The sequence below is a fragment of the Luteimonas notoginsengisoli genome (genome assembly GCF_042648885.1).
In the GTDB taxonomy this organism is placed as follows: Bacteria; Pseudomonadota; Gammaproteobacteria; order Xanthomonadales; family Xanthomonadaceae; genus Luteimonas; species Luteimonas notoginsengisoli.
This window is the reverse complement of record NZ_JBHRYF010000002.1, coordinates 181,037-207,801: the sequence shown is the minus strand read 5'-3', so window position 1 is coordinate 207,801 and position 26,765 is coordinate 181,037. Positions and strand designations below refer to the sequence as shown.

The 26,765-nt window shown below is 68.9% G+C and carries 23 protein-coding genes; 6 read left to right on the top strand and 17 right to left on the bottom strand.

The genetic code is table 11. The features are described from left to right. The first annotated feature begins 25 nt into the window (after positions 1–25). Positions 26–2,065 (top strand): TonB-dependent receptor plug domain-containing protein, encoded by a 2,040-nt coding sequence (locus ACFOM9_RS06550; RefSeq protein WP_386707863.1) that lies wholly within the window; start codon positions 26–28, stop codon positions 2,063–2,065. On the opposite strand, the gene ACFOM9_RS06545 is transcribed toward ACFOM9_RS06550, so the two are convergent. From ACFOM9_RS06545 to ACFOM9_RS06505, 9 genes are all read right to left on the bottom strand, one after another. Next, on the bottom strand, positions 2,031–3,488 hold the full coding sequence (locus ACFOM9_RS06545; RefSeq protein ID WP_386707860.1) for an alkaline phosphatase D family protein: 1,458 nt from the start codon (positions 3,486–3,488) through the stop codon (positions 2,031–2,033). The two genes, ACFOM9_RS06550 and ACFOM9_RS06545, sit on opposite strands and share 35 nt — an antisense overlap. Before the next feature lie 2 nt (positions 3,489–3,490). After that, entirely contained in the window at positions 3,491–4,303 is an 813-nt protein-coding gene (locus ACFOM9_RS06540; protein WP_386707857.1) for an inositol monophosphatase family protein, read from the bottom strand. 22 nt (positions 4,304–4,325) lie between these two features. After that, positions 4,326–5,672, bottom strand: a complete 1,347-nt coding sequence (locus ACFOM9_RS06535) for an MFS transporter (protein ID WP_386707854.1) — start codon at positions 5,670–5,672, stop codon at positions 4,326–4,328. Positions 5,673–5,697: 25 nt separating this feature from the next. Next, a complete protein-coding gene (locus ACFOM9_RS06530) occupies positions 5,698–7,194 on the bottom strand; it encodes a CoA-acylating methylmalonate-semialdehyde dehydrogenase (protein ID WP_386707851.1) in 1,497 nt (498 codons plus the stop codon). 6 nt (positions 7,195–7,200) lie between these two features. Then, entirely contained in the window at positions 7,201–8,034 is an 834-nt protein-coding gene (gene iolB / locus ACFOM9_RS06525; RefSeq protein ID WP_386707849.1) for a 5-deoxy-glucuronate isomerase, read from the bottom strand. Beyond that, positions 8,031–8,921 carry a myo-inosose-2 dehydratase gene (gene iolE / locus ACFOM9_RS06520; protein WP_386707846.1) on the bottom strand — a complete coding sequence of 297 codons (891 nt, stop codon included), beginning with the start codon at positions 8,919–8,921 and terminating at the stop codon, positions 8,031–8,033. Before iolE ends, iolB begins: the two co-directional genes overlap by 4 nt. Beyond that, the gene (gene iolD, locus ACFOM9_RS06515) at positions 8,918–10,780 is read right to left on the bottom strand and encodes a 3D-(3,5/4)-trihydroxycyclohexane-1,2-dione acylhydrolase (decyclizing) (protein WP_386707843.1); all 1,863 of its coding nucleotides are present in this window, start codon (positions 10,778–10,780) and stop codon (positions 8,918–8,920) included. The genes iolE and iolD overlap by 4 nt, the downstream gene beginning before the upstream one ends. Continuing rightward, positions 10,777–12,723, bottom strand: a complete 1,947-nt coding sequence (locus tag ACFOM9_RS06510) for a bifunctional 5-dehydro-2-deoxygluconokinase/5-dehydro-2-deoxyphosphogluconate aldolase (RefSeq protein ID WP_449284263.1) — start codon at positions 12,721–12,723, stop codon at positions 10,777–10,779. Before ACFOM9_RS06510 ends, iolD begins: the two co-directional genes overlap by 4 nt. A gap of 89 nt (positions 12,724–12,812) precedes the next feature. Next, positions 12,813–13,706 carry a MurR/RpiR family transcriptional regulator gene (locus ACFOM9_RS06505; RefSeq protein ID WP_386707838.1) on the bottom strand — a complete coding sequence of 298 codons (894 nt, stop codon included), beginning with the start codon at positions 13,704–13,706 and terminating at the stop codon, positions 12,813–12,815. A gap of 149 nt (positions 13,707–13,855) precedes the next feature. Between ACFOM9_RS06505 and iolG (ACFOM9_RS06500) the strand changes: the two genes are divergently transcribed. Together iolG (ACFOM9_RS06500) and iolG (ACFOM9_RS06495) are read left to right on the top strand one after the other, a co-directional pair. Further along, on the top strand, positions 13,856–14,842 hold the full coding sequence (gene iolG / locus ACFOM9_RS06500; protein WP_386707835.1) for an inositol 2-dehydrogenase: 987 nt from the start codon (positions 13,856–13,858) through the stop codon (positions 14,840–14,842). An 8-nt stretch (positions 14,843–14,850) separates the two neighbouring features. Next, on the top strand, positions 14,851–15,828 hold the full coding sequence (gene iolG / locus ACFOM9_RS06495; protein WP_386707832.1) for an inositol 2-dehydrogenase: 978 nt from the start codon (positions 14,851–14,853) through the stop codon (positions 15,826–15,828). A gap of 157 nt (positions 15,829–15,985) precedes the next feature. Here iolG (ACFOM9_RS06495) and ACFOM9_RS06490 read toward each other — a convergent pair whose 3' ends face one another. Then, positions 15,986–16,720, bottom strand: coding sequence for an SDR family NAD(P)-dependent oxidoreductase (locus tag ACFOM9_RS06490; RefSeq protein WP_386707829.1), 735 nt, complete (start codon positions 16,718–16,720; stop codon positions 15,986–15,988). 103 nt (positions 16,721–16,823) lie between these two features. Continuing rightward, positions 16,824–17,402, bottom strand: coding sequence for an NADPH-dependent F420 reductase (locus ACFOM9_RS06485; protein ID WP_386707826.1), 579 nt, complete (start codon positions 17,400–17,402; stop codon positions 16,824–16,826). Positions 17,403–17,511: 109 nt separating this feature from the next. On the opposite strand from ACFOM9_RS06485, the gene ACFOM9_RS06480 reads away from it, so the two are divergent. Then, on the top strand, positions 17,512–18,474 hold the full coding sequence (locus tag ACFOM9_RS06480; RefSeq protein WP_386707823.1) for a LysR family transcriptional regulator: 963 nt from the start codon (positions 17,512–17,514) through the stop codon (positions 18,472–18,474). On the opposite strand, the gene ACFOM9_RS06475 is transcribed toward ACFOM9_RS06480, so the two are convergent. Then, a complete protein-coding gene (locus tag ACFOM9_RS06475) occupies positions 18,467–18,694 on the bottom strand; it encodes a hypothetical protein (protein ID WP_386707821.1) in 228 nt (75 codons plus the stop codon). The two genes, ACFOM9_RS06480 and ACFOM9_RS06475, sit on opposite strands and share 8 nt — an antisense overlap. Positions 18,695–18,738: 44 nt before the next feature. Continuing rightward, a complete protein-coding gene (locus ACFOM9_RS06470) occupies positions 18,739–21,174 on the bottom strand; it encodes a TonB-dependent receptor plug domain-containing protein (protein ID WP_386707818.1) in 2,436 nt (811 codons plus the stop codon). 202 nt (positions 21,175–21,376) lie between these two features. Here ACFOM9_RS06470 and ACFOM9_RS06465 point away from each other — a divergent pair, with 202 nt between their 5' ends. Both ACFOM9_RS06465 and ACFOM9_RS06460 read left to right on the top strand, forming a co-directional pair. Beyond that, positions 21,377–23,440 carry a phytase gene (locus ACFOM9_RS06465; RefSeq protein WP_386707815.1) on the top strand — a complete coding sequence of 688 codons (2,064 nt, stop codon included), beginning with the start codon at positions 21,377–21,379 and terminating at the stop codon, positions 23,438–23,440. A gap of 78 nt (positions 23,441–23,518) precedes the next feature. Next, complete coding sequence (locus ACFOM9_RS06460; protein ID WP_386707812.1) at positions 23,519–23,866, top strand: DMT family protein; 348 nt, start codon at positions 23,519–23,521, stop codon at positions 23,864–23,866. Positions 23,867–23,911: 45 nt separating this feature from the next. Here ACFOM9_RS06460 and ACFOM9_RS06455 read toward each other — a convergent pair whose 3' ends face one another. The 4 genes from ACFOM9_RS06455 to nudE form a co-directional block, all read right to left on the bottom strand. After that, positions 23,912–24,214 (bottom strand): Mpo1-like protein, encoded by a 303-nt coding sequence (locus ACFOM9_RS06455; RefSeq protein WP_386707810.1) that lies wholly within the window; start codon positions 24,212–24,214, stop codon positions 23,912–23,914. An 84-nt stretch (positions 24,215–24,298) separates the two neighbouring features. Beyond that, complete coding sequence (gene mazG, locus ACFOM9_RS06450; protein ID WP_386707807.1) at positions 24,299–25,123, bottom strand: nucleoside triphosphate pyrophosphohydrolase; 825 nt, start codon at positions 25,121–25,123, stop codon at positions 24,299–24,301. 246 nt (positions 25,124–25,369) lie between these two features. Beyond that, complete coding sequence (gene cysQ / locus ACFOM9_RS06445; RefSeq protein ID WP_386707805.1) at positions 25,370–26,191, bottom strand: 3'(2'),5'-bisphosphate nucleotidase CysQ; 822 nt, start codon at positions 26,189–26,191, stop codon at positions 25,370–25,372. Further along, positions 26,178–26,732 (bottom strand): ADP compounds hydrolase NudE, encoded by a 555-nt coding sequence (gene nudE, locus ACFOM9_RS06440; protein ID WP_386707803.1) that lies wholly within the window; start codon positions 26,730–26,732, stop codon positions 26,178–26,180. The genes cysQ and nudE overlap by 14 nt, the downstream gene beginning before the upstream one ends. Between the last annotated feature and the right edge of the window lie 33 nt (positions 26,733–26,765).

Below are 26,765 nucleotides of genomic sequence, written 5' to 3'. Positions count from 1 at the left end.
CGACTTCCGGGGAAACCGATCCATCATGCGGCGCAATCGCCACCACGCCCTCCTGCACGCCTGCCTGCTGGCCGCCGTTGCCTGCGCGCTCCCGGCCACGGCGCAGACGGTTGGCGAAGTGCGCTCGCGCACGGTCTACGCCGCCGATTATTTCGAAGACATCGCGCCGGCCAACGCCTACGACATGGTGCTGCGGGTGCCCGGGTTCACCATCGTCGAATCCGACGCCGACGTGCGCGGCTATGCCGGCGCCACCGGCAACGTGCTATTCGACGGCGCGCGCCCGACCAGCAAGCGCGAGGACACCGGCGCCCTGCTCAAGCGCATCCCGGCGCGCGCGGTGGAGCGCATCGAGCTGATCCACGCCGGCGCACCCGGCATCGACATGGGCGGCTACGCGGTACTGGCCAACGTGGTCCGGCGCAGCGACGCGAGCACCGCGTGGGCGGCCGAGGTCGGGCTTTCCGCCGCCACTGACGGCGCGACCGAACCGCGGGCGAAATTCGAGTATGGACGCCGCCGCGGCGACACCGCGCTGGACTTGTCGCTGAAGTCGGACAGCGAGGTCGACGACGACACCGGTCGCGGCAGCATCCGCACGCGGGAAGGCGCGGACATGTGGCGCCGTTCGCTGGATACGCGCGCCATCGAACGCGAGCAGGAAGCGACCGTCGGCTGGCGCCAGCCGCTCGCGTCCGGACGCCTGTCGCTGACCGGCGCCTTGCGCGGCGACGATGTGCGCACCACCACGCGCATCGGCGCATCGACCGTCGACGATGCCGAACGCATCCACGAGCGCGAACGCTATCGCGAGGCCGAGATCGGCGCGCGCTTCGTGCGCCAGTTCCGCGGGCGCACCACGTTCGAGGCCATGGCCAGCGTGCAGCGCGGCCGGCTCGATGAGCTGGAGCGCTCCCGCGAGGGCGACGACGACGAGCACTTCGTCGGGGAGACCGGCAGCGGCGAGACGATCGCCCGGGTCGGACTGACCCACGCGCGCTCGGACACGCTGTCGTTCAACGCGGCGCTGGAAGGCGCCTACAATTTCCTCGACGGCGACAGCCAGCTGCGCGAGAACGGCGTCGACGTTCCCGTCCCCGGTTCCGACGTGCGTATTCGCGAGCGGCGCAGCGAGGCCACGCTCGGCGCCACCTGGAGCCCCGCGCAGGACTGGACGATCGAACCGGGCCTGCGCCTGGAGCGCTCCGGCATTTCGCAGTCGGGCGACAGCCCGCTGCAGCGCAGCTTCACCTATGCCAAGCCGCGGCTGGCACTGCGCTGGAACGCGGGCGATGCGGACGAGTGGCGCTTGTCTCTCGCGCGCGAGGTCGGACAGCTCGACTTCAACGACTTCGTCGCCTCGGCGTCGCTCGACGGCGGCGGCGTCAGCGCCGGCAACGCCGGCCTGGAGCCGGACAAGACCTGGCGCGCGGTCCTGTCCTGGGAGCACCGCTTGGGCGAGGACGCGGCGGTGAGCCTGGTCTGGACCCACGACCGCATCGAGGACGTGATGGACCGGGTGCTCGTGGTCGCCGGCGACGACGTGTTCGATGCGCCGGGCAACATCGGCCGCGGCCGTCGCGACACGCTGTCACTGGACGTGTCCGCGCCGCTCGATGCCTGGCGCATAGCCGGCGGCCGCATCCGCGCCACCCTGCTGTGGCGCGACAGCCGCGTGACCGATCCGGTGACCGGCCGTGGGCGCGGCATCTCCGATGAGAAGCCGGTCGAGGGCGAGATCGGGTTTTCCCAGGAACTGCCGGCGCTGCGCGCGACCTGGGGCCTGCAGGTGGAGCACATCGCCGAACGCAAGACCAAGTACCGCCATGACCGCGTCACCCACGAATCCGAGGACGTGGGCTGGACCCTGTTCGCCGAACGCCGCATCGGCGAACACTGGCGGCTGCGCGCGGAAGCGACCGACCTGTTCGGGCGCGGCTTCAGCGAACGCCGCGAACAGTACGACGGCACCCGCGCCGACGGCGCGATCGAGGAGATCGAGACCCGCAGGCGGCGCACGCCGGGCGTGGTCAGTCTGACGATCCGTCGTAGTGTGGGTGGCTAGGCCAGCCTTGTGGCGGATCGAACCCGTAATAGCCACCGCCCTTGCGGAAGCGTTCCAGCCGCTCCAGCTCCGCCGGGTCGGACTTGCTGTCCCAGGTGCGCGCGCCGTTGCGCAGGTCGTCGGGGGTAAGCACCAGCGGCTCCCACACCGGCTCGCCCATCACGTCGTGCAGCGTATAGGTGAGCTGCGGCGTGTCGCCGGTCATGTCGAAGCGCATCAGCCCCACGTTCACCGAACGCGTCCAGGTGTCGCGCACGCGGACCTCCGGCGCCTGGCGGGTGTTCTTGGCCGCGGGCATCTGCGCCAGCGGCGATGAGCAGAAGTCGTAGATGTCGTAGCCGCCCTGCTGCGAGCGTGGGATGCAGTTGAGCTCGCCCATGTGCGAATCGCCCGAGATGCAGACCACCCCGCCGATGCCCTCGTCGCGGATGAAGTCGAACAGTTCGGTGCGCTCGGTCAAGTACACGCCCCAGGAATCGCCGCCCTCCTCGTTCTCCGCGCACGACCAGCCACCGCCGATCGCCAACACCTTGAACGGCGCGGTGCTGGCCTTGAGCTCGCGCTTGAGCCACGCCTTCTGCGCGGCGCCGAGCATGGTCTTGTTCGCATCGTCGGGCTTTGCGATCGGGTCGCGGTGGTAGCGACCATCGAGGACGAAGAAATCGACCCCGCCGTAGTGCTGGAGGAAATAGACGCCGGGATTGTCGCGTTCGCCGTACGACGGGTTGGCCCAGAAGCTGCGGAACACGCGCAGCGACTGCGCCTTGGACGCGCTGCGACCGTCCGAATCGTTGTAGCCGAAGTCGTGGTCGTCCCAGGTCGCCAGCTGCGGCACCGAGCGCAGCAGCGGTTCGAGCCGCTCGACCGTGCGCCCGCGCGCGTACAGGTCGACCAACGCGTCGGCCTGGTCGCTGTCGGCGTAGATGTTGTCGCCCAGCCACAGGAACATGTCCGGCTGCAGTGCGCGCACCGCGTTCCAGATCCTTTGCTCGGGGTCGAACTGGATCCGGCAGCAAGAGCCGAACGCGACCCGGAACTTCGCCGGCCCCGCGGGCGCGGTGCGGGTGTGGTGCGGCAGCGGCTGGTAGCGGTCGTGCTCGCCGGCGTAGCGCAGCCGGTACCAGTAGTCGGTGTCCGGCTGCAGGCCGTCGGCGCGCAGCACCACGCAGCCTTCGTCGTCCGCGGTCGCCGCTGCGGTGGGCCCTTCGATCACGGTGGCGAAGTCACGGTCGGTGGAATATTCCAGGGTCACGTCGAACAGGCCGCTGGCGCGCGTCCAGACCGTGAAATGGTCGGGGCCTGGGGCGCCGATCATCGGCCCCTGCAGCGCGCGTGGGTAGCCCACGGCGCGGGCGAAGGCGCGCGGCATGGCGGCCAGCAGCGCGGCCAGCCCTCCGGTCTTGAGAAATCTGCGACGACGCATGATCAATGTCCTCCTTCGGCGACGACGCGGTTGAGCACGTCCATCAGCGGTTGCTGGATCGCGCCGTTCGACACGCACACGTTGCCACCGTGCAGTTCGAGCGGGCCGCCGTCGACGGCCGTGGCGACGCCGCCGGCTTCCTGCACCAGGATCACGCCCGGCGCCATGTCCCACGCCATCAGCGCGCGTTCCCAGTAGGCGTCCCAGCGCCCGGACGCCACCCAGGCCATGTCGACCGAACACGCGCCCGTGCGGCGGATGCCGGCCGTCGCTTCGGTGAGCAGGGCCATCTCGCGCGCGAACAGCGGATGGTCGGGCTTGCCGGCGAACGGGATGCCGCAGGCGAGCACCGCCTCGACCAGCCTTCCGCGCGACGAGACGTGGATGCGCTGTCCGTTGCACCACGCGCCGCCGCCGAGTTCGGCGACGTAGAACTCGTCGAGCATCGGCAGGCAGGTGACGCCGGCCACGATCCGCCCGTCGCGCGCCAGCGCGACGTTGACGCCCCATAGCGGGCAGCCGAACAGGAAGTTGGTGGTGCCGTCGAGCGGGTCGACGATCCAGGTGTGGCCGCCGTCGCTGCCTTCGAACGCGCCGCCCTCCTCGCCGAGGAAACCGTAGCCCGGCCGCGCAGCGGACAGCAGCGTGCGGATGGTGCGCTCGGCCTCCTCGTCGGCGATCGACACCAGGTCCGCGGGGCCGCTCTTGCTGCGCACCTCAAGCTCCGTCAGGCGCGCGAAATGCGCCTTCAATCCGTCGCCGGCCGCGCGCGCGGCCTGCATCATCACCATCAGGTCGGGGGAAGCATTCAGCACGTGCAGCTCCTTTCGATCGAATCTAGTCGCGCAGTCGCGTGCGCCACAGACTGGTGGCCAGCAGCAGCGACAGCAGCGACGAGCCGATCCAGAACCAGATCGCCGGGCCGAACTCGTACACGCGCACGCCGTCGACCATGCGCATGCCGCCCTGGATGAGCGCGCCGGACACCTGTTCCTGGATCGCCGCGCCGATGTAGCTGAAGATCCCGATCACGCCCATCGCCGCGCCGGCCACCCGCTTGGGCGCGATGTCGACCGCGAACAGCCCGCCCAGCGACGTGACCAGCCCGGTCAGGCCCATGCCGAACAGCGCCATCGACAGCAGCAGCATGGGCATCGTTTCGGGGCCGAAGAAGAACAGGCACAGCCCGGCCAGCTCGACCAAGCCGAACAGCAGGTTCGCCGGCGGGCGCCGCGCGTTGAAGAACTTGTCGGACACGAAGCCGAACCCGATCGCGCCGGCGATGCCGGCCAGGGTGCTGGTCATCAGCAGCGTGCCGGCGGCCGGCAGCGAGAATCCGCGCGCTTCCTGCAGGTAGAGGATGCCCCAGGAGTTGATCGCGTAGCGCGTCACGTAGGTCGTGGCGCTGGCCAGGCACAGGATCCAGATCGCCGGAATCTTCAGGATCGACAGCTGCAGGGCGAGCACCGACTTCATGCCGGCCTTCGGCGCGCCATCGTAGCGGTCGTTCTTCCAGTCGCTGACCTGGGGCAGGCCGAGCGTGCGCGGCCGGTCCTGGATCAGCAGGTAGCAGCCCAGCGCGGTGGCGATGCCGACCAGTCCCGGGGCCCAGAAGCCCCAGCGCCAGCCCAGCACGCTGACCACGAGGCCGACGCCCAGGAACGTGAGGCCTTCGCCGATCGAATGCGCGGTGCTCCACACGCCGTAGATACGGCCGCGCTCGCGGTTGGAGAACCAGCCGGTCATCGCGACCACGCCACCGGGCGCGCCGAAGCTCTGGAACCAGCCGTTGAGCGCCCACAGCGTCACCGCCAGCCACAGCGTCGTGGCGAAGCCCATCGCCAGGTTGCACAGCGCGGTCATCATGAAGGCGAACGCAAGGAAGCGCTTCATGTTGGCGTGGTCGGCGAGGAAGCCGTTGGTCAGCTTGCCGATCGCATAGGTGTAGAACAGCGCCGAGCCGATCATGCCCAGCTCGCTGGGCGAGAACACGCCCGCGTCGATCAGCGGCTTCTTGACCACGCCCAGCGTCAGCCGGCAGGTGTAGATCAGTCCGTAGCCCAGGGTGATGGCCAGCATCACCCGCAGGCGATGGCGCCGGTACAGGCGGTCGATCTCGCCACGGTCACCGATCGGCTCGCGGTCCGCGCCGGTGGCGAAGAACCTTGCAATCGCGTTGCTCATGTCCGTCCGCCCCCGGCGCCAGCACTCATTTCATCATCGGCATGTTGAAGTCCCGCTCCGTCGCGCCGCCGCGCGGCCAGCGCTGGGTCACGATCTTGGTGCGCGTGTAGAAGCGCACGCCGTCCATCCCGTACTGGTTGAGGTCGCCGAAGCCCGAGCGCTTCCAGCCGCCGAAGCCGTGGTAGGCCACCGGCACCGGAATCGGCACGTTGATCCCGACCATTCCGACCTCGACGCGATCGGCGAACTCGCGCGCGGCGTCGCCGTTGCGGGTGAAGATGGTGACGCCGTTGCCGTACTGGTGGCGGCTGGGCAGCTCCAGCGCCTGCTCGAAGCTGTCGGCGCGCACGATCTGCAGCACCGGCCCGAAGATCTCCTCGTGATAGGTGCGCATGTCCGCGGTGACGCGGTCGAACAGGCAGGGCTTGAGGAAGAAGCCGTCCTCGTGCCCCGGCAGCGTGAAGCCGCGACCGTCGACCACCAGCTCGGCGCCCTCGGCCACGCCCAGCTGGATGTAGTCCTCGATCCGCGCCTTGTGCGCAGCGTTGACCACCGGCCCGTAGTGCGCGTCGGCGTCGAAGGACGTGCCCACGCGCAGTTCGGCGATCGCCGCCACCAGTCGTGCGCGCAGCAGCTCCGCGGTCTCCTCGCCCACCGGCACCACCACCGGCAGCGCCATGCAGCGCTCGCCGGCCGACCCGTAGGCCGCGCCCATCAGGTCGGCCACGACCTGGTCGAGGTCGGCGTCGGGCAGCACGATGCCGTGGTTCTTGGCCCCGCCCATGCACTGCATGCGCTTGCCGTGCGCGGCGCCGCGCGCGTAGACCTGCTGGGCGATGTCGGATGAGCCGACGAAGCTCACCGCCTTGATCAGCGGATGGGCGAGGATCGCCTCGACCACGTCCTTGTCGCCGTGCACCACGTTGAGTACGCCCTCGGGCAGGCCGGCCTCGAGCATCAGCTCGGCCAGCCGCACCGGCACCGAGGGATCGCGCTCGGAGGGCTTGAGGATGAAGGCGTTGCCGCTGGCGATCGCCGGGCCGAACATCCACATCGGGATCATCGCCGGGAAGTTGAACGGCGTGATGCCCGCCACCACGCCCAGCGGCTGGTGCGCCGAGTACACGTCGATGCCGGGGCCTGCGCCCTGCGTGTACTCGCCCTTGAGCAGGTGCGGGATGCCGCAGGAGAACTCGATCACTTCCAGCCCGCGCTGCAGGTCGCCGCGGGCGTCGGACAGCACCTTGCCGTGCTCGCTGGACAGCAGCCGGGCCAGCGCGTCCATGTCGCGCTCGAGCAGGCGCTTGAATTCGAACAGTACCCGTGCGCGCCGCTGCGGGTTGACCTGCGCCCATGTGCGCTGGCCTTCGACCGCGCTGGCCACTGCGCGGTCGAGCTCGGCCGCGTCGGCCAGGGCGACGCGCGCCTGCACGCGGCCGGCGTTGGGGTCGAAGACCTCGCCATGCCGGCCGGAGGTGCCGGCGACGCTGCGGCCGCCGATGAAATGTTCGATGTCGCGCATGTCGCTTTACCCTTCGTCCGGTTCCGCGGCCGGTGCCTGGTTGACGATCCATTCGTGCTCGGGATCGTTGCGGAACACCCAGCGCCGCTGAGGTCCGGCCATCACGTTGAGGTAATACAGGTCGTAGCCGTGCGGGGCGCCGACCGGGTGGTAGCCGCGCGGCACCATCACCACGTCGCCGTCCTCGACCGAGATGGTTTCGTCGAGCGAGCGGTCGTCGGTGTACACGCGCTGGATGGCGAAGCCCTGGCGCGGCTGCAGGCGGTGGTAATAGGTTTCCTCCAGCGCCGTTTCCTCGCCTGCTGTGGCGGTGTCGTGCTTGTGCGGCGGATAGCTGGACCAGTGCCCGCCCGGGGTGATCACCTCGACCACCAGCAGGCTGTCGGCCGGTTCGGTCTGCGGCAGGATGTTGCGCACGTGGCGGGTGTTGGTGCCGCTGCCGCGTACTTCGCGGCCCATCCGCGCCGCGTCGATCAGGCGCGCCTGGACGCCGCCGCGGCCTGGCGCGGTGCACACGGCCAGTTCCACGTCGCCGCGCGCGATCACCGCATAGGGCACGCCCGCCGGCACGTAGACCGCGCCGGGCGCCTGGTCCTCGAACGGCGTGGCGCGCCCGCCGACACCTTCGAACGACTCGCCGCCGGCGCTGATGTCGGCGCGGCCGGAGACCAGCACCAGGCAGGTCTCGCGCGTTGCCTCCTCGCTGGCGTGCACCTGGCCGTCGAGCAGGTGGGCGACGCGGAACCCCACGTGCTCCCAGCCGGCGCTCCGTGGCGTCACTTCCAGCACGGTGCCCGATGCGTCGGGCGCGTGCGGTCGAACCAGCAGCGACGAGTTCATTGCAGTCCCGCCTGCGCGGCCTCCTGCTTCAGGGTCTTGAGCCCAAGCTCGGCGTACCGGCGTGGATTGGCCTGCGCCGGGTCCTGCTCGGCCTCGATCACGATCCAGCCCGAATAATCGATCCGCGCCAGCTCGCGCATCACCGCGGCGTAGTCGAGGCCGCCGTCGCCGGGCACGGTGAACATGCCGGCGAGCACGCCGTCGAGGAAGCTCGCGCCGCGCTCGCGGACGCCGGCGAACACCTCCCGGCGCACGTCCTTGCAGTGCACGTGCGCGATACGGCGCGGGTGCGCGCGGATCACTTCCAGCGGATCGATGCCGCCCAGCGCCGCGTGCCCGGTGTCCAGCGTCAGCCCCACCGACGCGCCGGTGTGACGCAGCAGGGCATCGAGATCGGCGGCGCGCTCGACCACCGTGCCGAGGTGATGGTGATAAGCGAAGCGCACGCCCTGCGCCTGGACATGGTCGGCGACGCTGGTCATGCGTTCGCCGAACCAAGTCCATTGGTCGTCCTGCAGCCGCGGCGTTGCGTCCAGCGGCGTGCCGCGTGCGTCATGCACCGCGTTGCTGGTTTCGGCAAACACGAACGCAGTCGCGCCCAGCGCCTTGAGCAGCGACAGGTGCGGCTGCAGCGCGCGGATTTCTGCGTCGGCGTCGCGTTCCAGCAGCGCGCCGCTGTACCAGCCGCCGATGAGGTCCAGGCCGTGCCCACTGAGCAGCGCCACGAGTGCCGCGGGTTCGCGCGGGAAGCGCCCGCCCAGCTCGACGCCTTCGAAGCCTAGCTCCGCGATCTCGCTCAGGATGTCGTCCAGCGGCGTGTCGCCGCCCAGTTCGGGCATGTCATCGTTGGACCACGCGATCGGGCTGACGCCGAAGCGGATGCTCATGGCAGATTCCGTTTGAGGGGCACGCCGGCCTCGTAGGCCTGGCGCGCGATGTTGACTTCGGTGCGGTTGGAGACTTCCGGCACGGCCACGTCCCACCACCAGCCGCCGGCCTCGGTGGTCCGGCGCGGATCGGTGTCGATCACCACCACGCTGCTGCGATTGGCGGCGCGCGCGCGCGCCAGCGCCTCGCCCAGCTGCGCCACGCCCGTCACGTGCTCGGCCAGCGCGCCGAGGCTGCGCGCGTGCGCGGCGAAATCCACCTGCGCGGGCCGCGCGTGGCGCGCGTCGTCGAGCAGGTTGTTGAAGCCCGCGCCGCCGGTGGCGCGCTGCAGGCGGTCGATGCAGCCGAAGCCGCGGTTGTCGAGCACCACCACGACCAGCTTGAGCCCGAGCATCACCGAGGTCGCCAGCTCGGAGTTCATCATCAGGTAGCTGCCGTCGCCGACCAGCACCACCACTTCGCGCTGCGGCTCGGCCATCTTCACGCCCAGGCCGCCAGCGATCTCGTAGCCCATGCACGAATAGCCGTACTCGACGTGGTAGCCGCGCGGCGACGCGGTGCGCCACAGCTTGTGCAGTTCGCCCGGCAGCCCGCCGGCGGCGCAGACCACGATCGCATCGTCGGCCACGGCGGCCTGCACCGCGCCGAGCACCTGCGCGTCGCTGGGCAGGGCGTCGTCAGCGCCCGCCGCGGTTGCGGCGTCGACCTCCCCGTTCCAGGTCGCGATCGCCGCGGCGTCGCGCTGCATGACTTCGTCGTCGACGCGCCAGTCGCCGAGTCCTGCGCGCAGCGCTTCCAACACCAGCCGCGCGTCGCCGACCACCGCGGCCGCGCCGTGCTTGTGCGCGTCCTGCGGCTGCACGTTGACCTGGAACAACCGCGCCTGCGGAAACAGGCTGCGCGAGCCGGTGGTGAAATCCTGCAGCCGCGTGCCGATGCCCACGACGAGGTCGGCTGCATGCGCGACCGCGTTGGCCGCCGTCGAGCCGGTCACGCCGATCGCGCCAAGGTTGCGCGGATGGTCCCAGGGCAACGTACCCTTGCCCGCCTGCGTTTCCGCCACTGCCAGACCGGTGGCGTTGGCCAGCGCGGACAGCGCAGCCTCTGCCCCGCTATAGGCCACGCCCCCACCGCAGACCAGCAGCGGGCGGCGCGATCCGCGGACCGCATCGAGCAACGACTGCAATTCGTCGGCGTCCGCGGGTTGGCGGCGTTGCGGCCACAGCGCCGGTTCGAAGAACGATTCCGGATAGTCGAAGGCCTCGGCCTGCACGTCCTGGCAGAACGCCAGCGTCGCCGGCCCACACAGCGCCGGATCGCGCAGCACCGCCATCGCGCGCGGCAGCGCATCCATGATCTGTTCGGGGCGGGTGATGCGGTCGAAATAGCGCGACACCGGGCGGAAGCAGTCGTTCACCGACGCCGTGCCATCGATGCCGGATTCGAGCTGCTGCAACACCGGATCCGGCCGGCGCCCGGCGTACACGTCGCCTGGCAGCAGCAGCACGGGCAGCCGATTGACGTGCGCCAGCGCCGCGGCGGTGACCATGTTGGTCGCGCCGGGACCGATCGAGCTGGTGCACACCATCGCGCGCCTGCGCCGCATCTGCTTGGCATAGGCGATCGCGGCGTGCGCCATCGCCTGTTCGTTATGCGCGCGCCAGGTCGGCAGCGCGTCGCCGGCGGCGTGCAGCGCCTCGCCCAGGCCGGCGACGTTGCCGTGGCCGAAAATCGCCCACGCGCCGGCGAAGTACGGCACCCGTGCGCCGTCCACTACCACCTGCTGCGCAGCCAGCCAGCGCACGGTGGCCTGTGCGGCGGTTAGCACGATCGTGGGTGGCGTGTTCGTGTCGCTCATCGGGCGCAGTCCGCGGCGGCGTGGCGTTCGATGTTCGCACTCCTGGCCCGGCGCCATGCCTCCACCAGCACACCGAACCGGGCAGCGAGGTCGTCCACCGCCGCCTCGTCGTCGATTTCGCCGCCGAACCAGCGCGCGGCGGCGTCGGCGAAGATGGTGCGCCCCACCGCGAAACCCTTCACCAGCGGCCGCGCCGCCGCCACCTGGAACGAGGCGACCAGCTCCTCCTCCGGCGCCGACAGGCCGAGCAGCACCACGCCGCGGCAGTGCGCATCGTTGGCGACGATGGTGCGTTCGATGTTGCGCCACGCATCGGCGCTGTCGCTGGGTTCGAGCTTCCACCAGTCCGGTCGCATGCCCAGGTCGTAGAAGCGCTGGATCGCGCGCGCGACGGTGTGGTCGTCCACCGCGCCGGCGCGGGCGGCGATGATTTCCAGCAGCAGCTCGTGGCCGGTCTTGCGCGCAGCGTCCTGCAGCCGCAGCAGCTGGCGCTCCTGGCGTTCGCGCAGGTCGTCCGGATCGTCGGGGTGATAGAACGCCAGGCACTTCACCACGTGGTTGCGCGGCCAGGTCGCAAGTTCGGTGGCGACATCCGGGCTGCTTTCAAAATCCAGCGGGCGCGAGCCCGGCATCTCGATCGGCCGGCCGATCCAGTAGGGATAATCGGCCGCCGCTTCAAGTGCGCGCATGCCATAGCGGCCGTCGAGCAGCAGGCCGAAACCCGGCTGCCCGCGCGCGACCCGGTCCACCGCCCGGAGCGCCAGCGCCTTGAACGTCGCGATCCGTGCCGGATCCGCGCCGGCCTGCGCGCACAGCGCTTCGAACTGGCTGCGATGGTCCATCGCCAGCACCATCAGCTCGTCCCAGTCGCCGGCGCGCGTGGTGGCCCAGTGCAGCTGTTCCAGCGCGACGTCGTCGCGCAGCCGGAACGGGCGCTGATCCGATGCCAGGAACACCTGCAGCTCTTCCCAGGTCGGCATCGCCGGCGAGCAGCCGTGGCGCGAGACCACGATCGCGCCGCAGGCGTTGGCGTAGCGACAGCACGCGGCGAGCGGTTCGTCGCGCAGCCAGCCGCGCAGGAAGCCGGCCATGAACGCGTCACCGGCACCGAGCACGTTGAAGACCTCCACCTGCAAGCCCTCGCCGACCACGCCGTCGTCAAGGCGCGCGGGAATCGCATCGGGGAACGCAACGCAACCGTGTGGCCCGCGCTTGAGCACCAGCAGCGCCGACGTGCGTTCGCGGATCGCGCGCAGCGCGGCGAGCGTGTCGGTACCGCCGCCGAGGATGTGCACCTCCTCTTCGGTGCCGACGACCAGGTCGCACAGCGGCAGCACCTGCTGCAGGCGCGCGGTGACCGCGTCGTCGGCGACGAAGCGGTTCTCGCCCATGTCCCTGCCAGTCAGGCCCCACAGCACCGGGCGGTAGTCGATGTCGAAGACCACTTTCGCACCGGCCTGACTCGCGATCGTGCAGGCATGCACGCAGGCGTCGAACACGTTGGGGCGTGAAAGATGGGTGCCGTTGATCAGCACCGCGCCGGCCGAGCGGATGTAGTCGGGGTCGACGTCCGACACGTCCAGCGCCATGTCGGCGCAGTTCTCGCGGTAGAAGATCAGCGGGAACGTGTCCGGGTCGCGGATGCCGAGGAATACCAGCGCCGTCAGCCGCTCCGGATCGGTCGCCACGCCCGCCGTGGACACGCCCTCGCGCGCGAGCTGCTCGCGGATGAAGCGGCCGAAGTGGTCCGCGCCCACGCGCGACAGCAGCCCGGACCGCAGCCCGAGCCTGGCCGCGCCGACCGCGGTGTTGGTCGGGCTGCCGCCGATGTACTTGGCGAACGAGGCCATGTCCTCGAGCCGTCCGCCGACCTGCTCGCCATACAGGTCGATGCAGGAACGGCCGATGGTCACCAGCTCAAGTTGATGCTCCGACGCTGCCATGCAGGCCGCCCTCTTCCGGATCGCGGGCGTCCGTCGCCGGCGATGAATGTAAAATATATTCTATTCTTACATTCGAAGCAATATGCATTTCATTTTCGCGGGCGCTTCTTGGCCGGCTTGCGCGCCGCGCGCGGCGGCGCCTTCTCGCTGGCGGCGAAGGCGTACGAGATGACCAGCGCCTGCGCCAGGCACATCGAGGCCGACAGCGAGCGGAACTTGCGGATCTCCGCCTCGCGCACCTGCAGCACGAGCGTCGCCGGCTTCGCCACGGGGCTGACCAGGCTGTCGCTGATCGCCAGCACCTTGCAGCCGCTGTCCACGGCGGCGGCGACGGTCTGCAGGGTTTCCTCGGCGTACGGGTGGTAGCTGACCGCGATCAGCAGGTCTTCGGCGCGGATCGCGTGCACCTGCTGACGCGCCATGCCGCCGACGCTGTCGATGAACACCGTCTTCTTATCGACTTGGTGCAGCGAATAGGCCAGGTACGCGGCCACCGGGAACGAACGCCGCACGCCGGCGACGTACACGGTGTCCGCGTGCGCGATCAGCGCGACCGCCCCGGCCAGCGCCTCGCGACCGACGTGGCCGCCGAGGTTCTGCAGCGCCAGCACGTTGCCTTCGACGAACTCGGCCAGCACCTGGCCCGGATCGCCCACCGCCTTGCCGTCCACCGCGCGGGTGAACTCGCGCACGCGCTCGCTGTAACCCAGCGACGCGTTGCCCGACAGCAGGCCGTCGCGGAACAGCCGCTGCATCTGGGTAGCGCCGTCGAAGCCGAACGACTTGGCGAACCTGACGATGGCCGAGGGCTGCACGCCGGTGCGTTCGGCCAGCACCGCGAGGGTTTCCAGCGCGACCGCGTTGGGTTCGTCCAGCACGTAGCGCGCGATCTGCTGCAGGCGCTTGCTCAGCGATTCATAGCGCAGCAGGATCTCGGCGCGCAGTTCCTCCGCCGTGGCGGGCGGGGTCTTGGACTCGGCCATGAAGCCACTCCCTGGGTTGTCCGCCATCGCCGAGAGGCGGCCCGATGACGGTGTGGAATACCGGTTGCCGTTCTGGAAATTCTATTACAATATCGGAACGAACAGAATTTCCATCCCGGATTTCGCCGACCGGATCGCCGGAGCCCATTGTGGAACGAATCGACGTTGCGCTGATCGGCGCCGGGCGCATGGGCCAGATTCACGGTCCCAATGCCGCCCTGCACCCGGGCCTGAGGCTGAAGTACGTGGTCGACCCGCGCCCGGGCGCGGCGATGCCGCTGTGCGATCGCTTCGGCGCCACCGCCGCCACGCTGGATCGCGCGCTGGCCGATCCCGGCGTCGGCGCGGTGCTGGTCTGCAGCTCCACCGACCAGCACCTGGTCCATGCCCTGGCCGCGGTCGAGGCCGGCAAGGCGGTGTTCTGCGAGAAACCCATCGACCTCGACCTGCAGAAGGTGCTGCAGGCGCGCGCGCGTTTCGACGGCGCGCGCTTCCTGCTCGGCTTCAACCGCCGCTTCGACCCGGCCTTCCGCGCGCTCAAGCAGCGGCTCGACGCCGGCGACACCGGCCGCCTCGAAACCCTGCACCTGGTCAACCACGACCCGGCCGCGCCGCCGCCGGGGTTCGTGCCGACCAGCGGCGGGCTGTTCAAGGACTTCACCATTCACGACCTCGACCTCGCGCGCTGGCTGCTGGGCGAGGAACCGGTGCGGGTCTACACCGCCGCCAGTTGCCTGGTCGATCCGGAAATCGGCCGCCTCGACGACGTCGACACCGCGCGCACCCTGCTGAGCACGGCGTCCGGGCGCCTGTGCGTGATCTCCAACACCCGTCGCAGCGGCTACGGCTACGACCAGCGCATCGAAGCGTTCTGCTCGCGGGGCATGCTCCGCGCCGGCAACGTCCACGGCGACACCGTGTGCACACTGACGCCCGACGCCAGCACCGCCGCCGCGATCCTGCCGGGCTTCCCGGAACGCTACCGCGACGCCTACCGCGCCCAGATCGACCACTTCGCCGACGTGGTCCACGGCCGCGCCGAACCGCTGGTCGGCTACGCCGACGGCATCGCCGCGCTGGAGCTTGCCGAGGCCTGCCAGGCTTCGCTGCGTACCGGCACCGCCATCCAGCCATGAGGACGCACATGCACAGGATCGTACTGGTCGGGGCCGGCCGCATCGGCCGCATCCACGCCGCCAACGCCGCGGCCAGCCCGCGCATCGACCTGGCCGGGGTGGTCGATCCGGTCGCATCGGCCGCGCGGGCGCTCGCCGACGAGCACGCGACGTCGGTGACGACATTCGAGCAGGCGCTGGACGACCCCGGCATCGCCGGCGTAGTGATCGCCAGTTCCACCGACACCCACCTCGACTACAGCGTGCGCGCGGCGGCCGCGGGCAAGGCGATCTTCTGCGAGAAGCCGATCGACCACGACCCGGCTCGCGCGCGAGCGGCCGCGTCGGCGTTGTCCGGCGCCAGGTTGCTGCTTGCGTTCAACCGCCGCTTCGATCCCAACTTCCAGGCGCTCAAGGCGCGCCTGGACAGCGGCGCGATCGGCACGCTGGAAAGCCTGCAGATCACCTCCAACGATCCCTCGCCGCCGCCGGCGTCCTACATCGCCGTGTCCGGCGGCCTGTTCAAGGACATGGCGATCCACGATTTCGATATGGCGCGCTGGCTGCTCGGCGAGGAACCGGCCACCGTCTACGCCGCGGGCAGCTGCCTGGTCGATCCGGACATCGGCGCGCTGGGCGACATCGACACCGCGCGCACCGTGCTCACGACCGCGTCGGGAAGGCTGTGCGTGATTTCCAACAGCCGCCGCTCCGGTTTCGGCTACGACCAGCGCGTGGAGGCCTATGCGTCTGCCGGAATGGTGCGCGCGGACAACGTCGTCGAAAGCACGGTGCAGGTCTGGAGCGAGTCCGGCGCCGCCGCGGACCGCTTCCGCAACTTCTTCCTCGACCGCTACGCCGAGGCCTATCGCCGCGAGATGGACCACTTCGCCGACATCCTCGACGGCGCCGCGCCCATGGTCGGCTACGAGGATGGCGTCGCCGCGCTGGAACTGGCCGAAGCCGCGGCGCGGTCGCTCGCACAGGGGCAGCCCGTCGCGTTGTGATGCGCCCTCCCCTTCACCTCTTCGGCGAAAGGCGGAGAGTCACGGAGAAGTGCGGAAAGCGCCACGTCGCGTCAAGCAAAACGCCTTGGCAAGCGCCTGGCCTATCTGCCGAAGCCGATGATTGCGTAACTCATATGAGTTCTCCCTCGGTGGTGCGTCAGATTTGCGCCAGGCCGCCGTCGACGGCGAGCTCGCTTGCGGTCATGAAACTGCTGTCCGGCGACGCGAGAAAGGCCGCTGCCGCTCCGATCTCCGCCGGATCAGCCATGCGCTGGAGCGGATTCATCGAGGCGAACGCCTTCAGGCCCTCCTCGCCCACCGCGGCCTTCGCCAGTTCGGTCGCCGTCGGTCCGGGCGACAGCACGTTGACCCGGATGCCGGTGCCCTTCAGGTCCTCCGCCCAGGCCTTGGCGAGGTTGCGCACTGCCGCCTTGCTCGCGCTGTAGGCGCTGAATGCGGGGGCGCCCGTGGTGCCGGCACTCGATCCTGTCAGGATGATCGAACCGCCCTCGCTCATCAGCGGCAGCGCCTTCTGGACCGTGAAGATCGTACCCTTCACGTTGGTGTCGAAGGTTTCGTCGATGTGCTCGGCGGTGATCTCGCCAAGCGGAAGCAGGCTTCCCGTCCCCGCATTGGCGAAGACGATATCCAGGGTGCCGCGCTCGGCCTTCACCGCCGCATAGAGTCGGTCGAGGTCGGCCAGATTGGAGACCGAGCCCCGCACCGCACGGGCGTGGGGTCCAAGGTCTGCCAGGGCGGTGTCGAGTGCTTCCTGCCGGCGGCCGAAGATGAAGACGAAGGCACCCTCCTCGATGAAGCGCTTTGCCGCGGCACTGCCGATGCCGGTCGCGCCGCCGGTGATCACGGCGGTCTTTCCATTCAGTCTGTCCATGTCATGCATCCTTCGTTGGAGTTGTACGGATGGGGCGAGGTTTTTGGATCCGTGATCCAGGCTGCAGGGCGATCACGATCTCCCCGCGATGGCCGTACATCGCTCACGACTCGTTCCTGAAGAGGTCCTGGAAGATCAAAGGCCCCCAGCTCTTGTCCCCGCGCGCCTGCACAAGCGCGCCACCCTCTTCGAGCTTCCCGAGATTGACGGGCGCAAAACCGAGTTGTTCGGCAAGAGCTGCCACCGACGCTGCAGCACCTTCGTCGTCGCTCGACAGGAACACGACCCGCCGGCCGCCCCTGACGTGCGGATCGGCGGCCAGGGTGCGGGCGGGGAGATGATTGAAACCCTTCACCAGACGGGCGCCCGGGAAGGCTTGGGCGACGACGGCAGAGGAGACGCCAAACCCGTTCATCGCGTCGACGATCGTCTTGCCCTGCCAGCTCGCCAGATCCTTGGCGACCTCGCGATGTCCCTCGAAGAGAACCGCCAGAAAAATCACGTCCGCCTTGATCGCTTCCTGAAGCGTCTTGGGAACGACGGTGGATCCGATCGCCTGCGCCTGTGGCAACAGTGCTTCGGGCGGCCGCCGACTTGCGACGGCGACTTCGATGTTTTTCCGGGCGAAGGCGCGGGCGAGGGCTTGGCCGACGGCGCCGAAACCGATGATTGCGTAGCTCATGACAATTCTCCTTTCAGTGTCGGGATTGGGCCCGGGATGAACTTGGGGCCTTGACACATCAAGACAATTGGCAAAATACTGTTTAATACGATCTATTTTTTAGATACACATGCTCGACAACGTCACCATCAATCAACTGCGCGCATTTGTTGCGGTGTGCGACCAGGGAAGTTTCTCGGGTGCGGCGCGCAAACTCAGGCGCGCGCAGTCGGCGATCAGTCACGCGATCAAGGCACTCGAGAGCGCCTTTGATGTGGCGCTGTTCGAGCGCGACACGCGCAAAGCGACGCTCACGGCCGCAGGCCGCAGCCTCCTGCCCGATGCGCGCGCGGTGATTTCGCGCACCGAGGAAATGAAGACGCGCGCGCTTTCCATTGCCGAAGCCGGGGTGCCGCAGGTGTCGATCGCGGTGGATACGTACTTTCCGCGCGTACACCTGATTGAATGCCTGCGCAGCCTGCAGGCGGATTTTCCGACGGCTGCCATCAATCTGCACATGACGACCATGCAGGGCGGCGAGCGTCTGGTTCTCGACGGCATGTGCGCATTGGCGGTGACGATCGCGGACGTGCCGGATCTGAGCCAGGGCGCCATGGAGCGGCAGCATTTATGCGAGACGCACATGGTGACCGTCTGTGCGCCATCGCATCCGCTCGCGGCCATCGCGGGGCCGATCCCGCGGGAGGAATTCGGGCGGCACATCCAGCTCGTCGTCACCGACAACCAGCCCAATGCGGAAAAGACCCAGCAAGGGGTCGCCGGCGAACGCCAGTGGCATGTCGACGACCTCGGTGCGAAGCACGATCTGCTCAGGGGAGGCTTGTGCTGGGGGCACATGCCGCATCCCATGGTTGCGGAAGACCTCGCGGATGGGACGCTCGTTGAACTTCAACGGCGCGCATGGCACATGCGCCCGCTCACCTTCATGATCTCGCAGCGACGCGGGCACTCGTTTTCGCAATGCGAGACACGGCTGATCGAGCTTCTCGGCCAACCTCGGCGCATCCCGAAGGAAGCCGGCCGGCGCACCGTCCTGGCAGGACAGGTGTCAGGGACGAATGGGCTTACTTGAGCGCAAGCCAATGACCTGAAAAGAAACGCTGGCTCCAAATGCCAAGGTGAAGTTGCGAGACAACACCCTTCGCCCAGGGAGCCAGCTCCGATGCATCCTGCGCGCAATGCTTGCGCAGCAACGACGTGCCTTTCGCCGTCAAGTTGCCCGCAGCGACGCCTGCACCTTCTTCAATCTGCTCGCCAAAGACGAGTCGTTGGATCAGGTCGAAGCCCTGCACCCCGCGCATCGGGAGCGACTGTTGCCACGCACCGACTGTGCCGGTCAGAACACCGCGCGCAGGGTCAGCGTCCACCTCGGCGAGGAATTCTCGCGCTCGACCTCGTACGCATCCACATCGTAGGCCGCCTGGTTGGCGATGATCTCCGCGCCGTTGTCGCCGTCGAACCCGGCTTCGGCCTGCAGGCTGTCGGCGTCAAGCAGGTTGCTGCCGGTCAACCGCATCACCACGCTCTTCGACAGCCGCTTCTCGATGAACACCTCGAGGTTGCCGTCGTAGAGCTGGCTCTCGATTTCGCCGTAGGTGACGAAGCGCGACTCGCCCTGCTTCTGGTAGCTGAAGCCGAAGCTGGCATCCCAGCTGGGGATGTTCTGGGTCAGGCCGACGTTGTAGACGTAGGTGGGCTGGTAGTCGATCGCGATGCTCCCGCCGGTCGCCGGATCGTCGCGGTCCGACCACAGTCGCGTGTAGTTGGCGAAGACGCCGGTCTCTGCCAGCCCGATGAATCCCAGCGGCGTGGACAGGTCGAGCTCGATGCCATGCACCCTGGCATCGCCGATGTTGCGATAGGTGTACAGCGAGCCGGGGAAATCTTCCGGGTCCAGCCCGATATCGCTGACCGGCAGCCCGGTATTGACCAGGCCGATCAGGTCGGAAATGTCGCGGTAGAACAGGTTGATCCCGAAGATGCCGCGGTCCGGGAGGCGACGCTCGTAACCCAGGTCGAGCCCGATCGAGGTCTCGAAGTCCAGTTCCGGGTTGCCGATAGTGGCGTCCTCGTCACCCGGCGATTCCAGCGAGAACGCCGGGATCAGCTGGTCGATGCTGGGCCGGCGCACCGTGCGCGCGGCGCTGAAGCGCAGCTGGTCGGCGTCGCTGAGCTTCCATTGGATGTGCGCCGACGGGTTGAGCATGAACGCGTCGTTGTCAGCCTCCCCGGACACCGTGTCCTGGAGCACGCCGCCTTCGAGGAAATCGCTGCTGTAGCGCTGTTCGGTGCGCGTTTTTTCCGCGCGCACGCCGGTTTCGAGGTTGAGCGCGTCGTTGACCTCCCACTTGACCAGCGCGTAGCCGTCGAGCCGCCGCTCCTTGTAGCTGAAGCGGCCATCGTTGGTGGAGTAGTCGTCGTCGTCCAGGCCGTCGCCGATCACCAGGCTGTAATCGCGGTCCTTGCTCTTGGCGACCAGGCCGGCCTTGAACTGCGCGCCCTCGATGCCGATGGCTTCGGCCACGCCGTTCATCTGCCGGGTGACCGACGCGGCCACGCTCCATTCGACGTCGTCGGCATCGTTGTCCTCGCGGTTGACCAGGTTGTCGCTGGTCTCCTCGAAGGTATCTTCGATGCCTTCGTCGGTGAAGCTGTTGTAGCTGGCCTCGATGTCCAGCTGGGTCGACGGGTTGAGGTAGGTCTTGAACAGCGTCGACATGCCGAAGCTGTCCTGGCGGAAGTCGGCGTCCTGGAATTCGAGTTCCGGGTTGTCCATGTCCAGCCCGCCGACGCTGCCGTCGCCTTCGTAGATCTGCGTGTCCTGGTGTTCTTTGCGCTTGGTGGTGAGGGCGAAGGCATCCACGCGCAAGCTCGACTCCTCGGAGATGAGCCAGGTCACGTCGCCATTGAACGACACGTCGCGGGAATCGCGACTGTCCTGCTCCTCGGTACGCTCCACCGCCGAGGATGCCGCGGGATCGTCGAAATGCACCAGGCGCCGGCCGTCGCCGCGGCGTGCGACCTCCTCGTCGAAGCCGACCGAATCGCTTTCGAAAACTCCTTCGGTGACCTCCTTGTTGTTGTAGCGTTCCTGCGCATCGAGCGTCAGCGAGAAGAAAACCGTGTCGTCCTTGTTGCGGCCCGACCACGACACCGCGCCGTTGCCGCGGGACTTGTCGGCGTCGATGCTGTTGGTCACGCCGACGCGCGCGATCACCCCGGGCGGCAGGCTTTCGCCATCCTTGAGGATGATGTTGATGGTGCCGCCGATCCCCTGGCTGTCGATGTCGGCGCTGGGCGAGCGGATCACCTCGATCCGGTCGACGATTTCCGCCGGGATGCGATCGACGAACACGGTGCGGTCGTTGCCGGCGCCGGGAATCGGCCTGCCGTTGACCAGCACCTGGGTGAAGCCCTGGCCGAGGCCGCGCATCTGCGGCGCGTCGGACTCGCCGATGTCGCTGGTGAACGCCACGCCCGGCACGCGGCGCAACTGGTCGCCGACGGATACCGGTTCGAATTCGGCGAAGAATTCCTGTCCGTACACGAGTTCCGGCGCGGTGGTTTCGGTGCGGTTGCGGTACATGATCTCGCCGCTGACCACCACGGCCTGCAGCTCGGTGACGTCTTCGCCCGCCTCTCCCGCGGGTTCTTCCTGTGAGGCGGCGGCATCCTGCGGGGGCGCGGCATCCTGTGCGAGCGCATATGCCGGAACGATCGCGAGATTGCCGAGGATCAACGCCGTCAGCGCATTTCTATGGAGCTTCCGCATGTCTGGTCCCTCCCGAGGACTTCGGCCTGCGCGGACGGTGCCGTCCACGCCAGGCAACCCGTCCGGGAGATTACGAACAAACATTCCAAATTTCAACCGCTTTAGAATTTATCTTGCAAATCCGGGCCTGCCATGCGATTTTTGCCCCGGGGCGCCCGGCCCGGGCGGACCACGGACAAGCGCCTGACCTGGGGAATGGAACATGGAATCGCGGACCTGCTACAGCCTGATGACCGCCGGCATGCTGGCCCTTTGCGGCTGCGCGACGGCCGCAGAACCCGGCCCGGCGGCCGATGCGCAGCCGCTGCAGGCGCGGGCGACGTTCGGCCCGGTGGCCGGCGGCGAAGCCAATGCCGCGATCCTGGTGCGCGATCCCGGCGGCCCGGCGCACGGACACGTGGTCGCCGCCACCGGCCTGGGTGGCCTGGAGGTCTACGACCTGTCCGGCGAGCGGTTGGGGGCGACGCCCGCGGGCGAGGTCGTCGCGCTCGACGTGAGCTACGACGTGGCGATCGGCGACGGCGAGGCCACGCTGGTGGCGGCCGTGGATTCGACCAGCAACCACCTGCGCCTGTTTTCCATGCAGGGCGCGGAGCTGGTCGAAGTGGGCGCGCGCGCGATACCGCTGGGCTTCGCGGCCGAAGGCATCTGCCTGTTCCGCAATCCGCTCGACAGCGCCCTGTACGCCTTCGTGGTCGGCGACGGCGGCGAGGTCGACCAGCAGATCCTCTATGCCACCGCCGACGGCAAACTCGATGCCCGCCAGGTGCGCCGCATCAGCGTGCCCTCCCCGCTCAAACAATGCGTCGCCGACGGTCGCGGACAGGTCTACGCGTCCGAGGAAACCGTCGGCATCTGGCGCTTCGACGCGGATCCCGAGGCCGATGTGTCCGCCACCCTGGTCGACACGCCGCGCCTGGGCCACATCGAGGAGGAAGTCGGCGGCCTCGCGCTGCACGACGGTGGTGAAGGCAGCCGCTGGCTGCTCGCGTCCGACGCCTCCGCGGGCCGGATCAACGTCTACGACCGCGACCGCGACGACGCCTATGCCGGCAGCTTCGCGGTCGCCGCGACCGGTGGCGACGCCGCGATCGACGAACCCGGGCCGCTGTTCGCGTCGAACCGGGCGTTCGATCCGGGTTTCCCCAACGGCCTGCTGCTGGTCACCGACGAGGACGGGGCTGGTTTCAAGGCGGTTTCGATCGCCGGCGTGGCGACCGCGCTGGGACTCGCGCCGGGCGCCGCGGCCGCCGCCGAAACCGCCGCGCCACGGATGCCGGCGGTGACCGCCCTGGTCGAAACCGTGCCCGCGGGAAGCTACGGCGACGCCGCCGACGACCCGGCGATCTGGGCCAACCCCGACGACCCCGCCGCCAGCCTGGTGGTCGCCACCGACAAGAAGGCCGGCCTGTACGTGTACGACATGCAGGGCAAGGTCGTGCAGTTCCTGCCAGACGGCAAGATGAACAACGTCGACCTGCGCGAGGGCTTCGAACTGGGCGGCGAACGGGTGGTGCTGGTCACCGCCAGCAACCGCACCGACGACAGCATCGCGATCTACCGCCTCGATACCGCGAATCGTCGGCTGGTGGACGTCGCCGACGGCGTGCAGCCGACCGGCTTCGGCGATCCCTATGGCCTGTGCATGTACCGCAGCGCGCGCGACGGCGCCATGTACGTGTTCGTCAACGGCGACGACACCGGCAAGCGCCAGTGGCACCTGGTCGACGCCGGCAACGGCCGCGTTCGAGCCGACCCGGTGCGCGAGATGACCTTCGATTCGCAGACCGAGGGCTGCGTGGCGGACGACGACAGCGGCGTCCTGTACGTCAACGAGGAGGATGTCGCGATGTGGCGGATGCCGGCCGAGCCCGACGGCGGCGACCCCCGGACCGCCGTCCAGCGCGTGGCCGACAACCCGGCGATCCGCGACGACCTCGAGGGCGTGGGCATCTACCACCTCGGCGACGGTCGCGGCTACGTCGTCGTGTCGAGCCAGGGCAACGACACCTACGCGGTCTACCGGCTCGAAGGCGGGCAGGAATACCTGGGATCGTTCGCCGTGGTCGCCGACCCGGTGCGCGGCATCGACGGCATCTCCGAAACCGACGGGCTGGAGGTCACCAGCCGCAATCTGGGGCCCGGCTTCGAACACGGCGCGATGATCGCCCAGGACGGCCGCAACGTGATGCCGGTGGAGAACCAGAACTACAAGTACGTGCCCTGGGAATCGATCGCGCGCGCGCTCGGGCTCGAGATGCGCTGAGCGGCCTTGCGGCGCGACGGGCACGACAGCGACGGGTGGCGGCGCTAGGCTGGCGTCCCGCCACTGCCGGCCCGCCCCATGCCGTCCCTCGCCGAACGCATCCTGCCCGTGATCCTGCTGCTGGGATCGAACGTCTTCATGACCTTCGCCTGGTACGGGCACCTCAAGTACAAGTCCGCACCGATCTTCACGGTCATCATCGCCAGCTGGGGCATCGCGTTCTTCGAGTACATGCTGCAGGTGCCGGCCAACCGCTGGGGCAGCGCGGTGTACTCGGCGCCGCAGCTCAAGGGCATGCAGGAAGTGATCACGCTGGTGGTGTTCGCGGTGTTTTCGGCGTCCTACCTGGGCCAGTCGTTGAAGTGGAACCACTGGGCCGGCTTCGCGCTGATCGCGGTGGCCGCGTGGCTGATCTTCCTGGAATGAGCGCGCTCGGCGGCGAGCGAATTCCCGTGCCGTCTGGACAGGGCCTCAGAACCGGATGCGGCCGGCGAGGATGTCCCTGAACATCACCCAGTCCCCGGCGAACGAATAAAACGGATGCTTGAACGTGGCCGGGCGGTTCTTCTCGAAGAAGAAATGGCCGACCCAGGCGAAGCCGTAACCGCACAGCAGCGCGCCGAGCAGCCACCACGCGTTGCCGGTGGCGATCGTCATGGCCACCAGGGCCAGCACCCCGCAGCTGCCGATGAAATGCAGTCGCCGCGAGGTGCGGTTGGCGTGCTCACTCAGGTAGAACGGATAGAACTCGCGGAAGCTGGCGAAACGGGTCATGCCATCGATCTCCTGCACCTGCGCCGGAGCGCCCCACGCCGCGATGGATTCCCGTTGGGAATCAACGCGGCCGCATGGAGACGCCTACGGCGATTCCGCGGCCTTGGCGCGGTCCCAGTAGCGATCCTGCGCCTCCAGCGGCAGCGCCTGCAACGCCACGCCGTCACGCGCGGCCAGCGCTTCCATCGCGCGGAAACGGCGTTCGAACTTGGCATTCGCCCGGCGCAGCGCGCTGCCGACGTCGACCTTCGCATGCCGCGCCAGGTTGGCGCAGACGAACAGCAGGTCGCCGATCTCGTCCTCCAGGCGATCCTGCGCGGCAGGGTCTCCGGGATCCGCGGCCACGGCGGCGAACTCCACGCGCACTTCGTCGATCTCCTCGTGCAGCTTGTCGATCACCGGCGCCGGCGAGGGCCAGTCGAAGCCGACCCGCGCCGCGCGCTGTTGCAGCTTCACCGCGCGCTGCCACTCGGGCATGCCGCGAGCGATGCCGGCCAGCGCCGAGGCGTCGGTATCGCCCGCGCCGGTACGCTCGGCGCGCTTGATCTCCTCCCAGCTGCGCAGCACGCCTGCGGCATCGTGCTGCCGGTCGTCGCCAAACACGTGCGGATGCCGGCGCACCATCTTGTCGCCGATCGCCGCTGCCACGTCGGCGAACCCGAACGCGCCCTGCTCGGCCGCCATCTGCGCATGGAACACGACCTGCAGCAGCAGGTCGCCCAGTTCATCCTTCAGCGCCGGCAGGTCGTTGCGGTCGATCGCATCGGCGACCTCGTAGGCCTCCTCGATCGTGTACGGCGCGATGGTCGCGAAGGTCTGCTCCAGGTCCCACGGGCAGCCGCTTTCGCGGTCGCGCAGGCGGACCATGATGTCGAGCAGGCGCTGGAGGTTGGACGACGGGTTGCTCATTGCTTCCGGATGGTGACACGTGATGGCGCGGCGCTGGTGCGTGGTGTCAGGCCCGGGGCGATCCACCTTTCGATCGTCATTCCCGCGAAGGCGGGAATCCAGTGACCTTGGCAATGGCGCACCCTACCTCGTGAGCGAAGTCAGTGGATTCCTGCCTTCGCGGAATGACGGTATTTCCCTTCCCTCTATCGCCCGGAAGGTGATGCGCAGGATGCACAGTGGCCGCCCGGTGCGCACACCGTGGCGTTACGCGCGCTCGCCCAACCATTCCTTCCACGGCAGCGCCGGATCCCCCAACGCCATGAAGTCGCCGTTGAGCAGCGTGTCGCTCTGGTTGTAGCGCAGCGGGCGTCCGCGCGGGTCGAGCACCGCGCCGCCGGCGGCCTCGACGATCGCCTGCCCGGCGGCGGTGTCCCATTCGCTGGTCGGTCCGAAGCGCGGATAGACGTCCATTCCACCCTCCGCGAGGCGGCAGAACTTGAGCGAGGACCCCAGTGCCACCGGTTCGCCGGCCGCGCCGGTGGCGCTGGCGATGCGCTCCAGCAAGGCTTCTGTGCGCGCGTTGCGATGCGAGCGGCTCGCCGCGACGCGCAGCGGCGCTTGCGCCGGGGTGCGGGTACGCAACGCCACGTCGGCATCGCCATCGCGGCGGAATGCGCCGCGCCCGCGGGTGCCGTGCCAGAGCGCGCCGGTCACCGGCGCCTGGATCACGCCGAACACCACCTCGCCCTCGTCGACCAGCGCGATGTTGACGGTGAACTCGCCGTTGCGCTTGACGAACTCGCGGGTGCCGTCGAGCGGGTCGACCACCCAGAGCCGCGACCAGGTGCGCCGCAACAGCGTGGGGATGGTGTCCGCGGACTCCTCCGACAGCACGGGGATCTCCGGCGTCAGCGCTTCGAGCCGGTCGACGATGCATCGATGCGCGGCCAGGTCGGCAGCGGTGAGCGGGCTGTCGTCGGCCTTGTGTTCGACATCGAAGCAGGTGTCGTAGACGCGCAGGATCTCCGCCGCGGCCGCGCGCGCGGCCGCGATGACCGCTTCGCGCAGCGCGTCAGCAACCGGCATGGTGCCGCAGGTATTCGCGCACGATGAACAGCGCGGCGATGGAGCGGCCTTCCGAGAACTCCTCGCGCAGGATCAGCTCGTGCAGCGCATCGAGCTTCCACGGCACCACTTCGAGCTCTTCGGGTTCGTCGCCGGGCAGGCGCCTGGGATACAGGTCGCGCGCCAGCACCAGGTGGGTCTGGTGGCTCATGTAGGTAGGCGCCAAGGTCAACGCGCGTAGCACCTGCACCGAATTGGCGCCGTAGCCGGCCTCTTCCATCAGTTCGCGGTTTGCGGCGTGCTCGGGGGTCTCTCCCGCATCGATGCGGCCCTTGACCAGGCCCAGCTCGTAACGGTGCATCCCGGCGGCGTATTCGCGCACCAGCAGCACGGTGTCGTCGTCGAGCATCGGGACCACCGCCACCGCGCCGTGGCCGCGGCCGTGCAGGCGTTCGTAGCGGCGGCGTTCGCCGTTGCCGAACTCGAGGTCGAGCCGTTCCATGCGGTACGGTCCGGCGTCGTGCGCGGTGATGCCGTGGATGATCGGCAGGCGGCGGGTCATGGTCGCGGCCTGACGGCGACGCGCGCCCGCGCG